The 14592-nt window shown below is 65.0% G+C and carries 11 protein-coding genes and 1 tRNA gene; all 12 read left to right on the forward strand.

The genetic code is table 11. The features are described from left to right. On the forward strand, positions 1-113 hold a 113-nt coding region (locus tag QTH87_RS07095; protein WP_475539803.1), incomplete at its 5' end, for an EF-Tu C-terminal domain-related protein. A 16-nt stretch (positions 114-129) separates the two neighbouring features. Beyond that, positions 130-205, forward strand: a tRNA-Trp gene (locus QTH87_RS07100). Between the two features lie 139 nt (positions 206-344). Further along, on the forward strand, positions 345-728 hold the full coding sequence (gene secE / locus QTH87_RS07105) for a preprotein translocase subunit SecE (RefSeq protein ID WP_286608071.1): 384 nt from the start codon (positions 345-347) through the stop codon (positions 726-728). After that, positions 728-1330 (forward strand): transcription termination/antitermination protein NusG, encoded by a 603-nt coding sequence (nusG, locus tag QTH87_RS07110; protein WP_286608073.1) that lies wholly within the window; start codon positions 728-730, stop codon positions 1328-1330. Before secE ends, nusG begins: the two co-directional genes overlap by 1 nt. 158 nt (positions 1331-1488) lie before the next feature. Continuing rightward, positions 1489-1920 carry a 50S ribosomal protein L11 gene (gene rplK, locus QTH87_RS07115; protein WP_286608075.1) on the forward strand — a complete coding sequence of 144 codons (432 nt, stop codon included), beginning with the start codon at positions 1489-1491 and terminating at the stop codon, positions 1918-1920. Then, entirely contained in the window at positions 1921-2619 is a 699-nt protein-coding gene (rplA, locus tag QTH87_RS07120) for a 50S ribosomal protein L1 (RefSeq protein ID WP_286608076.1), read from the forward strand. A gap of 245 nt (positions 2620-2864) precedes the next feature. After that, complete coding sequence (rplJ, locus tag QTH87_RS07125; RefSeq protein ID WP_286608079.1) at positions 2865-3398, forward strand: 50S ribosomal protein L10; 534 nt, start codon at positions 2865-2867, stop codon at positions 3396-3398. Positions 3399-3441: 43 nt separating this feature from the next. Beyond that, on the forward strand, positions 3442-3816 hold the full coding sequence (rplL, locus tag QTH87_RS07130; RefSeq protein ID WP_286608081.1) for a 50S ribosomal protein L7/L12: 375 nt from the start codon (positions 3442-3444) through the stop codon (positions 3814-3816). Between the two features lie 251 nt (positions 3817-4067). After that, the gene (gene rpoB / locus QTH87_RS07135; RefSeq protein ID WP_286608084.1) at positions 4068-8192 is read left to right on the forward strand and encodes a DNA-directed RNA polymerase subunit beta; all 4125 of its coding nucleotides are present in this window, start codon (positions 4068-4070) and stop codon (positions 8190-8192) included. 22 nt (positions 8193-8214) lie between these two features. Beyond that, positions 8215-12453, forward strand: a complete 4239-nt coding sequence (gene rpoC / locus QTH87_RS07140) for a DNA-directed RNA polymerase subunit beta' (protein ID WP_286608085.1) — start codon at positions 8215-8217, stop codon at positions 12451-12453. Between the two features lie 108 nt (positions 12454-12561). Further along, positions 12562-13176, forward strand: coding sequence for a LemA family protein (locus tag QTH87_RS07145; protein WP_286608087.1), 615 nt, complete (start codon positions 12562-12564; stop codon positions 13174-13176). Between the two features lie 51 nt (positions 13177-13227). After that, positions 13228-14574, forward strand: coding sequence for a 16S rRNA (cytosine(967)-C(5))-methyltransferase RsmB (gene rsmB, locus QTH87_RS07150; protein ID WP_286608090.1), 1347 nt, complete (start codon positions 13228-13230; stop codon positions 14572-14574). Positions 14575-14592: the final 18 nt, after the last annotated feature.

The following is a 14592-nucleotide window of genomic DNA, read 5'->3' on the forward strand; positions in this document are numbered from 1 at the left end:
TCACCGTGAAGCTGATCAACCCGATCGCGATGGAAGAAGGCCTGCGCTTCGCCATCCGTGAAGGCGGCCGTACCGTGGGTTCGGGCGTCGTGGCCAAGATCCTCGACATCTGAGCCAAGGAATTGACGGAGGGGTATAGCTCAATTGGCAGAGCGTCGGTCTCCAAAACCGAAGGTTGTAGGTTCGATTCCTACTGCCCCTGCCACCCAGGTGGCACCTCCCGAAAGCCGGGTCCGTCGAAGCTGACGGCAAGGCAAAAAAAGCCCGTCACAGCCTGACGGGCTTCGGCGTCTAGAAAGACGCATTGAATTGAAGGCCGCAAGGCCGCAGGAACAAAGCCCAAGATGGCCACTTCTCAAATCGAAACCGTCAGTACCAGCGCCGACAAAGCCAAGTTGGCCGTCGCCGTCGTGCTGGCGGTGGGCGCCATCGTCGCGTTCTACCTGCTCCAGCGTCAGGGCTCGGTGGTGCAGTGGGCTGCGCTGCTGGTCGGCCTCGCGGCTGCCGTGGGCGCCTTCGGAAGCTCCGAGAGTGGTCGCCAGCTCTGGGCCTTCGGCCGCGATTCGTGGCGCGAGGTCAAGAAGGTCGTCTGGCCGACCCGCAAGGAAGCGATCCAGATGACCGCCTACGTCTTCGCCTTCGTGGCGGTGATGTCGATCTTCCTTTGGCTCACCGACAAGACGCTCGAATGGGTGTTTTTCGACCTCATTCTGGGCTGGAGAAAATAATGACTGACCAAGCCGTCGAAGCAGAAGCCACACCGGAAATCAATCCGCTGCTGGCCCCCGCGAGCAACCCCGACCTTCGCTGGTACGTGGTGCACGCGTATTCGGGCATGGAAAAGGCCGTCGAACGCAACATCCTCGAGCGCATCAGCCGCGCGGGCATGCAAGCCAAGTTCGGCCGCATCCTGGTGCCGACCGAAGAAGTGGTCGAGATCAAGAACGGCCAGAAGCGCACGACCGAGCGCCGCTTCTTCCCGGGCTACGTGCTGGTCGAGATGATCATGGACGACGAGAGCTGGCACCTGGTGAAGCACACCAACAAGGTCACCGGCTTCGTCGGCGGCGCCAAGAACCGTCCGGCCCCGATTTCCCAGAAGGAAGTCGAGGACATCGTGAACCAGATGCAGCAGGGCACCGAGAAGCCGCGCCACAAGGTCGAGTTCATCGTCGGCGAGTTCGTGCGCGTCAAGGAAGGCCCGTTCACCGACTTCAACGGCACGGTCGAGGAAGTCAACTACGAGAAGAGCAAGGTGCGCGTCTCGGTCATGATCTTCGGCCGCGCGACGCCGGTGGAGCTCGAATTCAGCCAGGTCGAAAAAACCTGATGCTCTGCGGGGCAGGCCGCGCGAAGCGTGCTCTGTCCTCAACTGATTGGATGTCTTCGCGCTACCCGACTCGGCGCGAAGAGTTGCAGAAAGAGTCGTTCAACCCCGGGGAGCCGCGGCCGAAAAGCCAAGGCGCTATCACCCGCAAGGAGTAAGTCATGGCGAAAAAAATCGTCGGCTTCATCAAGCTGCAAGTGCCAGCTGGTAAGGCCAACCCGTCACCGCCCATCGGTCCCGCCCTGGGCCAGCGCGGTTTGAACATCATGGAATTCTGCAAGGCGTTCAACGCGCAGACCCAAGGCGTCGAGCCGGGCCTGCCGCTGCCGGTGGTCATCACCGCGTTCGCCGACAAGAGCTTCACCTTCATCATCAAGACGCCGCCGGCGATCACGCTGATCAAGAAGGCCATCAAGCTCGAGAAGGGTTCTGCCCGTCCGCACCTGGACAAGGTCGGCAAGATCACGCGCGCACAGCTCGAAGACATCGCCAAGGCCAAGATGAAGGACCTGACCGCTGCCGATCTGGACGCAGCCGTTCGTACCATCGCCGGCTCTGCCCGTTCGATGGGCGTGAATGTGGAGGGCGTGTAAATGGCCAAGATCACCAAGAAGCAAAAGACCCTCGTGGGCAAGGTCGACAGCAACAAGCTGTACGCCCTCGTCGATGCGATCGGTCTCGTGAAGGAAGCCGCTACCGCCAAGTTCGATGAATCGATCGACGTGGCCGTGCAGCTCGGCATCGACGCGAAGAAGTCGGACCAGGTCGTGCGTGGCGCCGTCGTGCTGCCCAACGGCACCGGCAAGACCAAGCGCGTGGCCGTGTTCGCCCAGGGCGCCAAGGCCGAAGAGGCCAAGGCTGCCGGTGCCGACATCGTCGGCATGGACGACCTGGCAGCGATGGTGAAGGCTGGCGACATGCCCTTCGACGTCGTGATCGCCGCACCTGACGCGATGCGCGTCGTCGGTACGCTCGGCCAGATCCTCGGCCCGCGCGGCATGATGCCCAACCCCAAGGTCGGCACCGTGACGCCGGACGTCGCCACCGCCGTCAAGAACGCCAAGGCTGGCCAGGTCCAGTTCCGCGTCGACAAGGCCGGCATCATCCACGGCACGATCGGCCGTCGCTCGTTCGACACCGACAAGCTGCAAGGCAACCTGGCCGCGCTGATCGAAGCGCTGGTCAAGGCCAAGCCGGCCACCAGCAAGGGTGTCTACCTGCGCAAGGTGGCGGTGTCGTCGACCATGGGTCTGGGTGTCCGCGTGGACACGCAAACCATCTCGGCGAGCTGATGAGATTGGCTCTGCCCGCAAGGGTGGGGCGAATGTGGTGGGTTGCGGCAGCCTCGGTTGCCGTGAGCCATCCAAGACCGCTGGTGTGCAGGGTGCCTGCACTTAATCGCCGGACCTTTTGTCCGGCAACCAGCGCAGATGGCGACCCCGCTGCAAGGAATTCGTTTTTGTTCCGAAACAGTTGGTCGCTGCATGAAGCGCGATTCGAGGCATCCGCCGAGAGTCGCATTGAAAAGGAGTAGACCTTGAGTCTGAATCGCAGTGAGAAAGAAGCGGTCATCAGTGATGTGACCAGCCTCGCCGCAAAAGCTCAAACGCTCGTGATGGCGGAATACCGTGGCATCACGGTGGCCGATATGACCAAACTGCGTTCCGAAGCACGCAGCAAGGGTGTGACCCTCAGCGTGTTGAAGAACACGCTGGCACGCCGTGCTGTTGCGGGTAGCGCGTTTGAGATCGTCGGCGACCAGATGACCGGTCCGCTGATCTATGGCTTCTCCGAAGACGCCGTGGCTGCCGCGAAAGTGGTGGCCGATTTCGCGAAGACCAACGACAAGTTGGTGATTCGCGGCGGTGCCTTCGGTGGCAAGGCCCTGGACGTCGACGGCGTGAGGCAACTGGCCAACATCCCTTCCAAGGAAGTGCTGCTGGCCCAGCTGCTGGGCTTGATGCAATCCCCGATCTCTCGTACCGCCCGCGTGCTCGCGGCGCTGGCCGAGAAGCGTGGTGGTGGCGAAGCACCGGCGGAAGCTCCCGCCGCAGAACCGCAGGCCGCCTGAGCCTTGCGTTTGAAACATTCAACCCAATTGTTAGGAAACAAAAATGGCATTCGATAAAGACGCATTTCTGACCGCGCTCGACAGCATGACGGTCCTGGAACTCAACGACCTGGTCAAGGCCATCGAAGAGAAGTTCGGCGTGAGCGCCGCAGCCATGTCGGCTCCCGCAGCCGCCGGTGGCGCCGCTGCTGCCGCAGTGGAAGAGCAGACCGAATTCAACGTCATGCTGATGGATGCTGGCGCGAACAAGGTGTCGGCGATCAAGGCCGTGCGCGAAATCACCGGCCTGGGCCTCAAGGAAGCCAAGGACCTGGTGGAAGCCGCTCCCAAGGCCGTCAAGGAAGGCCTGTCGAAGGCTGACGCCGAAGCCGCCAAGAAGAAGCTGGAAGATGCTGGCGCCAAGGTGGAACTGAAGTAATTCAGTCTCCCTGAAGGGCTGGAGTGTGCCGAAAGGCCCTCCAGCCTTTGCCGCTTTCAGAGCGCACCCAAAAACCGGCCCGCACGCTGTCGTTTTTTGAGTGTCTTCTGACCCCGACTGCAGAAGACCCCTTGGTTCGGGTGATGTGCAACGCATCACCGTCCGCCAGGGCTGGTAGTGGCCAGCCGCCAAGGAGAGTGGTGCTCGCGCACCTCACCACGTCGCTGAAGATCTCAAGCCCCGGAGCTCTCATGGCCCAAACGTCCACGTACAGTTACACCGAACGCAAGCGCATCCGAAAGAATTTCGGCAATCGCGACAGCGTCGTCGAAATCCCCTACCTGCTGCAGATGCAGAAGGACGCGTACACCGCGTTCCTGCAAGCCGGCATCGCCCCCCAGAAACGGACCGTGGAAGGCCTGCAGGCCGCGTTCGACGCCGCTTTCCCGATCGTCTCGCACAACGGTTTCGTCGAGATGAAGTTCCTCGAGTACAACCTCGCGAAGCCGGCCTTCGACGTGCGCGAGTGCCAGACCCGCGGCCTGACCTTCGCCTCGGCCGTGCGCGCCAAGGTGCAGCTCATCATCTATGACCGCGAGTCGTCGACCTCGCAGTCGAAGGTGGTCAAGGAAGTCAAGGAGCAGGAGGTCTACATGGGCGAAGTGCCGCTCATGACCGACAAGGGCTCGTTCATCATCAACGGTACCGAGCGCGTCATCGTGTCGCAGCTGCACCGTTCGCCGGGCGTGTTCTTCGAACACGACAAGGGCAAGACCCACAGTTCGGGCAAGCTCCTGTTCTCGGCCCGCGTGATTCCCTACCGCGGTTCGTGGCTCGACTTCGAGTTCGACCCGAAGGACATGCTGTACTTCCGCGTCGACCGCCGCCGCAAGATGCCGGTGACGATCCTGCTGAAGGCCATCGGCCTGAACCCGGAATCGATCCTCGCGAACTTCTTCGTCAACGACAACTTCCGCCTCATGGACAGCGGCGCGCAGATGGAGTTCGTCTCCGAGCGCCTGCGCGGCGAAGTGGCGCGCTTCGACATCACTGACAAGTCGGGCAAGGTCGTGGTGGCCAAGGACAAGCGGGTCACTGCGCGCCACACGCGCGAGCTCGAGCAGTCGGGCACCACCCACATCAGCGTGCCGGAAGACTTCCTGGTCGGCCGCGTGGTCGCGCGCAACATCGTCGATCCGGACACCGGCGAGATCCTGGCCAAGGCCAACGACGAGCTGACCGAAGCGCTGCTCAAGAAGCTGCGCACGGCCGGTGTGCAGGACGTGCAGGCCATCTACACCAACGAACTCGACCAGGGCGCGTACATCTCGCAGACCCTGCGCATCGACGAGACGGTCGACGAGTTCGCTGCCCGTGTCGCCATCTACCGCATGATGCGCCCCGGCGAGCCGCCGACGGAAGACGCGGTGCAGGCCCTGTTCCAGCGCCTGTTCTACAACCCCGACACCTACGATCTGTCGCGCGTCGGCCGCATGAAGTTCAACGCCAAGGTCGGCCGCGACGAATCGACCGGCCCGATGGTGCTGACCAACGAGGACATCCTGGCCGTGGTCAAGATCCTCGTCGACCTGCGCAACGGCCGCGGCGAAGTCGATGACATCGACCATCTGGGCAACCGCCGCGTGCGTTGCGTCGGCGAACTGGCCGAGAACCAGTACCGCACCGGCCTGGCCCGCATCGAGAAGGCCGTCAAGGAACGTCTGGGTCAGGCCGAGCAGGAGCCGCTGATGCCCCACGACCTGATCAACAGCAAGCCGATCTCGGCCGCGCTGAAGGAATTCTTCGGCGCCTCGCAGCTGTCGCAGTTCATGGACCAGACCAACCCGCTGTCCGAGATCACGCACAAGCGTCGCGTCTCGGCCCTCGGCCCGGGCGGTCTGACCCGCGAACGCGCAGGCTTCGAAGTGCGCGACGTGCACGTGACCCATTACGGCCGCGTCTGCCCGATCGAAACGCCCGAAGGCCCGAACATCGGCCTGATCAATTCGCTGGCCCTGTACGCCCGCCTGAACGAGTACGGCTTCATCGAGACGCCGTACCGTCGCGTGGTCGACGGCAAGGTCACGATGGACATCGACTACCTGTCGGCCATCGAGGAAGGCAAGTACGTCATCGCCCAGGCCAACGCGGCCCTGGACAAGGACGGCAAGCTGACCGGCGACCTGGTCTCGGCGCGTGAAACCGGCGAATCGATCCTGGTCGGTGCCGAGCGCGTGCAATACATGGACGTGTCGCCGGCGCAGATCGTGTCGGTTGCCGCCTCGCTCGTGCCCTTCCTCGAGCACGACGATGCGAACCGCGCGCTGATGGGCGCCAACATGCAGCGCCAGGCCGTGCCCGTGCTGCGCCCCGAGAAGCCCTTTGTCGGTACCGGCATCGAGCGCGTCTCCGCGGTCGACTCGGGCACCGTCGTCACTGCAACCCGCGGCGGCATCGTCGACTACATCGATGCGACCCGCATCGTGGTGCGCGTCAACGACGACGAAGCCACGGCCGGTGAAGTCGGCGTCGACATCTACAACCTGATCAAGTACCAGCGTTCGAACCAGAACACGAACATCCATCAGCGTCCGATCGTCAAGCGCGGCGACAAGATCGCCAAGGGCGATGTGGTGGCCGACGGCGCATCGACCGACCTCGGCGAACTGGCCCTGGGCCAGAACATGCTGATCGCGTTCATGCCCTGGAACGGCTACAACTTCGAAGACTCGATCCTGATCAGCGAACGCGTGGTCGCCGAAGACCGCTACACCTCGATCCACATCGAGGAACTGGTGGTGATGGCCCGCGACACCAAGCTCGGTGCCGAGGAAATCACGCGCGACATCCCGAACCTGGCCGAGCAGCAGCTCAACCGCCTGGACGAATCCGGGATCATCTACGTCGGCGCCGAAGTGCAGCCGGGCGACACGCTGGTGGGCAAGGTCACGCCGAAGGGCGAGACCACGCTGACGCCGGAGGAGAAGCTGCTGCGCGCGATCTTCGGCGAGAAGGCTTCGGACGTGAAGGACACCTCGCTGCGCGTCGACCAGGGCTCGCAGGGCACGGTGATCGACGTCCAGGTGTTCACGCGCGAAGGCATCACTCGCGACAAGCGCGCCCAGCAGATCATCGACGACGAGCTCAAGCGCTTCCGCCTCGACCTGAACGACCAGCTGCGCATCGTCGAGGCCGACGCCTTCGACCGGATCGAGAAGCTGCTGACCGGCCGTGTCGCCAACGGCGGCCCGAACAAGCTGGCCAAGGGCACCAAGCTCGACAAGGCGTACCTCACGTCGATCGAGAAGTTCCACTGGTTCGACATCCGTCCGGCCGAAGACGAAGTCGCGAGCCAGCTCGAGTCGATCAAGAACTCGCTCGAGCAGACCCGCCACAGCTTCGACCTCGCGTTCGAGGAAAAGCGCAAGAAGCTCACGCAGGGCGACGAGCTGCCCGCGGGCGTGCTCAAGATGGTCAAGGTCTACCTGGCCGTCAAGCGCCGCCTGCAACCCGGCGACAAGATGGCCGGCCGCCACGGCAACAAGGGTGTGGTGTCGAAGATCGTTCCGGTCGAGGACATGCCCCACATGGCCGACGGCACGCCGTGCGACATCTGCCTGAACCCGCTGGGCGTGCCTTCGCGGATGAACGTCGGCCAGGTGCTCGAAGTGCATCTGGGCTGGGCCGGCAAGGGCATCGGCCAGCGCATCGGCGACCTGCTGCAGCAAGAGGCCAAGGTGGCCGAAGTGCGCAAGTTCATGGACGAGCTCTACAACGGCTCGGGCCGCAAGGAAGACCTGAGCAAGCTCAGCGACTCCGACGTGCTCGAGATGGCGGCCAACCTGTCGGGCGGCGTGACCTTCGCGACGCCGGTGTTCGACGGTGCCTCGGAAGAGGAGATCCGCGGCATGCTGAAGCTTGCCTACCCGGACGACATCGCCAAGCTCAAGGGCCTGACCGATACCCGCACCCAGGCCTACCTGTACGACGGCCGCACCGGCGACCAGTTCGAGCGTCCGGTCACCGTCGGCTACATGCACTTCCTGAAGCTGCATCACCTGGTGGACGACAAGATGCACGCGCGTTCGACCGGTCCTTACTCGCTCGTCACGCAGCAACCGCTGGGCGGCAAGGCGCAGTTCGGCGGCCAGCGCTTCGGTGAAATGGAAGTGTGGGCACTGGAAGCCTACGGCGCTGCCTACGTGCTGCAGGAAATGCTGACCGTGAAGTCGGACGACGTGGTCGGCCGCACCAAGGTCTACGAGTCGATCGTCAAGGGCGAACACTCGATCGAAGCCGGCATGCCGGAATCGTTCAATGTGCTGGTCAAGGAAATTCGTTCCTTGGGCCTGGACATCGAACTGGAACGCTCTTAAGCAAGAAAAGGGAAAGAGTCTTATGAAATCTCTACTCGACCTGTTCAAGCAATTCACGCCCGATGAGCATTTCGATGCCATCAAGATCGGCATGGCTTCGCCCGAGAAGATCCGTTCGTGGTCCTTCGGCGAGGTGAAGAAGCCCGAGACCATCAACTACCGCACGTTCAAGCCCGAGCGCGACGGCCTGTTCTGCGCCAAGATCTTCGGCCCGATCAAGGACTACGAGTGCCTGTGCGGCAAGTACAAGCGCCTGAAGCACCGCGGCGTGATCTGCGAGAAGTGCGGCGTCGAAGTGACGCAGACCAAGGTGCGTCGCGAGCGCATGGGTCACATCGACCTGGCCGCGCCCTGCGCCCACATCTGGTTCCTGAAGTCGCTGCCGTCGCGCCTGGGCCTGGTGCTCGACATGACGCTGCGCGACATCGAACGCGTGCTGTACTTCGAAGCCTACGTGATCACCGACCCCGGCATGACCCCGCTGAAGAAGCGCGACATCATGTCCGAGGACGACTACGACGCGAAGCGCAAGGAATACGGTGACGAGTTCGTCGCCAAGATGGGCGCCGAAGGCATCAAGGACCTGCTCGAAGGCATCGAACTCGACAGCGAGATCGAGCGCCTGCGCGGCGACCTGACCGGCTCCGAAGTCAAGGTCAAGAAGAACTCCAAGCGCCTCAAGGTGCTCGAGGCCTTCCGCAAGTCGGGCATCAAGCCCAACTGGATGGTGCTCGAAGTGCTGCCCGTGCTGCCACCGGACCTGCGTCCGCTGGTGCCGCTGGATGGTGGCCGCTTCGCCACGTCCGACCTGAACGACCTGTATCGCCGCGTCATCAACCGCAACTCGCGTCTGCGCCGCCTGCTCGAACTGAAGGCGCCGGAAATCATCGCGCGCAACGAGAAGCGGATGCTGCAGGAAGCCGTCGACTCGCTGCTCGACAACGGCCGTCGCGGCAAGGCCATGACGGGCGCCAACAAGCGCGCGCTGAAGTCGCTGGCCGACATGATCAAGGGCAAGAGCGGCCGCTTCCGCCAGAACCTGCTGGGCAAGCGCGTCGACTACTCGGGCCGTTCGGTCATCGTGGTTGGCCCGACGCTCAAGCTGCACCAGTGCGGCCTGCCGAAGCTGATGGCGCTCGAGCTGTTCAAGCCCTTCATCTTCTCGCGCTTGGAAGCCATGGGCATCGCGACCACCATCAAGGCCGCGAAGAAGGAAGTCGAATCCGGCACGCCGGTGGTCTGGGACATCCTCGAAGAGGTGATCAAGGAACACCCGGTGATGCTGAACCGTGCACCCACGCTGCACCGTCTGGGCATCCAGGCCTTCGAGCCGATCCTGATCGAAGGCAAGGCGATCCAGCTGCACCCGCTGGTCTGCGCCGCCTTCAACGCCGACTTCGACGGCGACCAGATGGCCGTCCACGTGCCGCTGTCGGTGGAAGCGCAGATGGAAGCCCGCACGCTGATGCTGGCCTCCAACAACGTGCTGTTCCCGGCTTCGGGCGAACCGTCGATCGTTCCTTCGCAGGACGTGGTGCTGGGTCTGTACTACACGACCCGCGACCGCATCAACGCCAAGGGCGAAGGCCTGGTCTTCTCCGACATCGGCGAAGTCCAGCGCGCGCTCGACGCCAACGTGGTCGAGCTCACCGCGAAGGTCGCGGTCCGCATCACCGAGTACACCAAGGACAAGGAAACGAACGAGTTCGTGCCTTCGACCTCGCTGGTGGACACGACCGTGGGCCGTGCACTGCTGTCCGAGATCCTGCCCAAGGGCCTGCCGTTCTCGAACATCAACAAGGCGCTGAAGAAGAAGGAGATCTCCAAGCTCATCAACGTCTCGTTCCGCAAGTGCGGCCTGAAGGAGACCGTGGTCTTCGCCGACAAGCTGCTGCAGAACGGCTTCCGTCTCGCGACCAAGGCCGGCATCTCGATCGCCATCGACGACATGCTGGTGCCGTCCGAGAAGCACGGCATCATCGACCGCTCGGCCAAGGAAGTGAAGGAGATCGAGCAGCAGTACGTCTCGGGTCTGGTGACCTCGGGCGAGCGCTACAACAAGGTGGTCGACATCTGGGGCAAGGCCGGCGACGAAGTGTCGAAGGTCATGATGTCCAAGCTGTCGAAGGAAAAGGTCGTCGACCGTCACGGCAAGGAAGTGGACCAGGAGTCCTTCAACTCCATCTACATGATGGCCGACTCGGGTGCCCGCGGTTCCGCCGCGCAGATCCGCCAGGTGGCCGGCATGCGGGGCCTGATGGCCAAGCCCGACGGCTCGATCATCGAGACGCCGATCACCGCGAACTTCCGCGAAGGCCTGAACGTGCTGGAGTACTTCATCTCCACCCACGGCGCCCGAAAGGGTCTGGCCGACACGGCGCTCAAGACCGCGAACTCGGGCTACCTGACGCGCCGCCTTGTCGACGTGACGCAGGATCTGGTCGTGATCGAGCAGGATTGCGGCACCCACGACGGCGCCGTGATGCGCGCGATCGTCGAAGGCGGTGAAACGATCGAATCGCTGCGCGACCGTATCCTCGGCCGCACCGCCGCGGAAGACGTGCTGCACCCCGAGACCCGTGCCGTGCTGGTCAAGGCCGGCGACATGCTCGACGAGGACGTGATCGATGCCATCGAGCTCGACGGCGTCGACGAGGTCAAGGTCCGCACCGCGCTGACCTGCGCTACGCGCTTCGGCATCTGCGCCAAGTGCTACGGCCGCGACCTCGGCCGCGGCGGCCTGGTCAACAACGGCGAAGCGGTCGGCGTGATCGCGGCTCAGTCGATCGGCGAACCCGGCACCCAGCTCACGATGCGGACCTTCCACATCGGTGGCGCGGCGTCGCGTGCGGCGGTGGCCTCGAGCGTCGAAGCCAAGTCGAACGGCTCGATCGGCTTCAACGCCACGATGCGCTACGTGACCAACAGCAAGAACGAGCTGGTCGTCATCTCGCGTTCGGGCGAAATCGTGATTCACGACGAGCACGGCCGCGAGCGCGAACGCCACAAGGTGCCATACGGCGCCACGCTGGCAGTCAAGGCCGACCAGACCATCAAGGCCGGCCACGTGCTCGCCAACTGGGACCCGCTGACGCGCCCGATCATCACGGAATTCGCCGGCATGACGAAGTTCGAGAACGTCGAGGAAGGCCTCACGGTCGCCAAGCAGGTGGACGAAGTCACCGGCCTGTCGACCCTGGTCGTGATCGACCCGAAGCGCCGCGGCGCTGCCAAGGTCGTGCGTCCGCAAGTGAAGCTGATCGACGCCTCGGGCGCCGAAGTGAAGATCCCCGGCACCGATCACTCGGTGACGATCGGCTTCCCGATCGGCGCGCTGGTCCAGATCCGCGACGGTCAGGACGTGGGCCCCGGCGAGGTGCTGGCGCGCATCCCGGTCGAAGGTCAGAAGACCCGCGACATCACGGGCGGTCTGCCGCGCGTGGCCGAGCTGTTCGAGGCCCGCTCGCCGAAGGACAAGGGCATGCTGGCCGAGATGACCGGTACCGTGTCGTTCGGCAAGGAAACGAAGGGCAAGATCCGCCTGCAGATCACCGATCCCGAAGGCACGGTCTGGGAAGACCTGGTGCCGAAGGAAAAGAACATCCTGGTGCACGAAGGCCAGGTGGTGAACAAGGGCGAGAGCGTGGTCGACGGCCCGGCGGACCCGCAGGACATCCTGCGCCTGCTGGGTTCCGAAGAGCTCGCCCGCTACATCGTGGACGAGGTCCAGGACGTCTACCGCCTGCAGGGCGTGAAGATCAACGACAAGCACATCGAGGTGATCGTTCGCCAGATGCTGCGCCGCGTCGTTGTCGAGAACATCGGCGATACCAACTACATCGCCGGTGAACAGGTCGAACGCAGCGAGATGCTCAACACCAACGACGCCCTGCGCGCCGCCGGCAAGATCCCCGCCACGTTCACCAACCTGCTGCTCGGCATCACGAAGGCATCGCTTTCGACCGACAGCTTCATCAGCGCCGCATCGTTCCAGGAAACGACGCGCGTGCTGACCGAAGCCGCGATCATGGGCAAGCGCGACGAGCTGCGCGGCCTGAAGGAGAACGTCATCGTCGGCCGCCTGATTCCCGCAGGCACCGGCATGGCCTACCACCAGGCCCGCAAGGTCAAGGATGCGATGGACGAGGCCGAGCGCCGCGCCATCGCCGAAGCCGAAGCTGCCGAACTGAACGGTTCGAGCGCCTCGGCGGAAGAGACCACGACCACGGTCGACGCCAGCGAAGGCGCCGCCACCGAGTGACGCGCCGATGACGCCTTCGTGAGGCGTTAGCATCCCGGTCATGACCGGAACCCGAAGCCCCCTTTCCGCCCGCGGATCGGGGGCTTCGTCATTGGGCGCATGGAGCTCATGAGCGCCTTGCCCGACTCGCTGATGCCCTGGATCGCGCTCGCGCTGGTCCTGTTCTGGTTCGTCGGCGCCTACAACCGCCTGATGCGGCTGCGCACGGCGGCCCTGCAGGCCTACACGACGCTCGACGCCGCGCTGGTCCGCCAGCTCGAGTTCGTCCTGGCGCGCGCCCACGCTGATGCCGCCGAGGGCAGCGCGGACGAGGCGGTGCCGGGCCTGTCGTCGGGCACCTCGCTGCAGGCGGCGGCCGGTCAGCTCGCAACGCTGCTGGCCGCCACCCGGCTGCGCCCGCTGGCGCCGGCCGGCATCGCCGCGCTCGGCACCGCCCTGCACGTGCTGGTGTCGGCCTGGCAGCGGCTGCATCCCGATGCGGTTCTGAGCTTCGATGCCGACGGCACGCTGTCGCGCCCGGTGCCGCTCGGCGGCGTGGCCGAGCCGGTCCCGGCGGTCGAAGGCACCGCGCCGATCGCCTGGCCCGAACCCTCGGCCGCGGCCGAGATCGCGCGCGGCCAGTTCAATCTGGCCGTGCTGCACTACAACGACGCGATCCATCAGTTCCCGGCGCTGCTGGTGGCCTGGATCATGCAGCTTCGCCCGGCCGCTCCGCTGCGCTGACGCCCCCGCCGCGCGGCCCGCGCGCCCCCCTCGCTTACCATCGACCCCAAGTTGTCAGATCTACCAGACCCTCCTTTTGATTCGCCGCCCCTGTGGCGCCAGTTGCAGCTCACGGCCGGCGCGCTCGCTGCCATACGCAGCGGCGTCTCTGGCTCGGTGGCCTTCGACGCCGTCGAGCCGGTGCTCAGGCCCGGCGTGCAGGCCCTCGGCTTCCAGGTGCTGCGCTGGCTGGGCCGGGCCGAGGCACTGCGCCGCCAGCTCGCCAAGCGAACCCCGCCGCCGGCCGCCGATGCCCTTTTGTGCACCGCGCTCGCGCTGGCCTGGGATGCCGAGCGCTCGCCTTACGAGCCCTTCACGCTGGTCGACCAGGCGGTCGAGGCTGCCAAGCGCAACCCCGGCACCCGCGCCCAGGCCAGCTTCATCAACGCCTGCCTGCGCCGCTTCCTGCGGGAGCGCGACGATCTCGTGGCGCTCACCGACCGCGAGCCCGTGGCCCAGTGGAACCACCCGCGCTGGTGGGTCGAGCGGCTCAAGCGCCAGCATCCGCGCGAGTGGCAGCGCGTGCTCGGGGCCGACAACATGCAGGCGCCGATGACCCTGCGCGTTAACCTGCTAAAGACGAGCGTGGCGGCGATGCGCCAGGGACTGGCGGCCGCGGGCATTCCGTCGCGGCCGGTAGGCGCCGGTGGCCTGCAGCTCGAGCGTGCCCGCCCGGTGGGCCAGATCCCGGGCTTCGCCGACGGCGAATGCTCGGTGCAGGACGCCGCCGCCCAGATCGCCGCGCCGCTGCTGCTTTCGGGCCTGGACCTGCGCCCGGCAGCGGCGCTGCGGGTGCTCGATGCCTGCGCCGCGCCGGGCGGCAAGACCGCGCACCTGCTCGAGCTGGCGCCTGCGGCCGAGGTCACGGCGCTCGAGGTCGACGCCACCCGCAGCCGGCGGATCGACGACACGCTGGCGCGCCTCGGGCTGGCCGCCACGGTTCTGGTCGCGGACGCCTCTCGGCCGGCCGAATGGTGGGATGCCCGGCCCTTCGACGCCATCCTGCTCGATGCGCCATGCACCGCTTCGGGCATCGTGCGGCGCCACCCGGACGTGCGCTGGCTGCGCCGCGAGAGCGACATCGAGCAGCTGGCGCTGCAGCAGGCCATGCTGCTGGCCGCACTCTGGCCGCTGGTACGGCCGGGCGGCCGGCTCCTTTATTGCACCTGTTCGGTGTTTGTGGAGGAGGGCGCGCACCAGATCGAGGCGTTCCTTGCACACAACACCGATGCCCGTTTGCTGCCTTCCCCGGGCCATTTGCTGCCCCAAAGCGCCGTGAATGCGCGTGGCGTCCCGGACAATGCCTTGGGTGATCACGACGGATTCTTCTACGCGCTGCTCGAGAAGCTGCCCCGCTGAAAGGCGTTGGGCGGCCCG

This window comes from Variovorax jilinensis, from assembly GCF_030316885.1.
Classification (GTDB): domain Bacteria; phylum Pseudomonadota; class Gammaproteobacteria; order Burkholderiales; family Burkholderiaceae_C; genus Variovorax; species Variovorax jilinensis.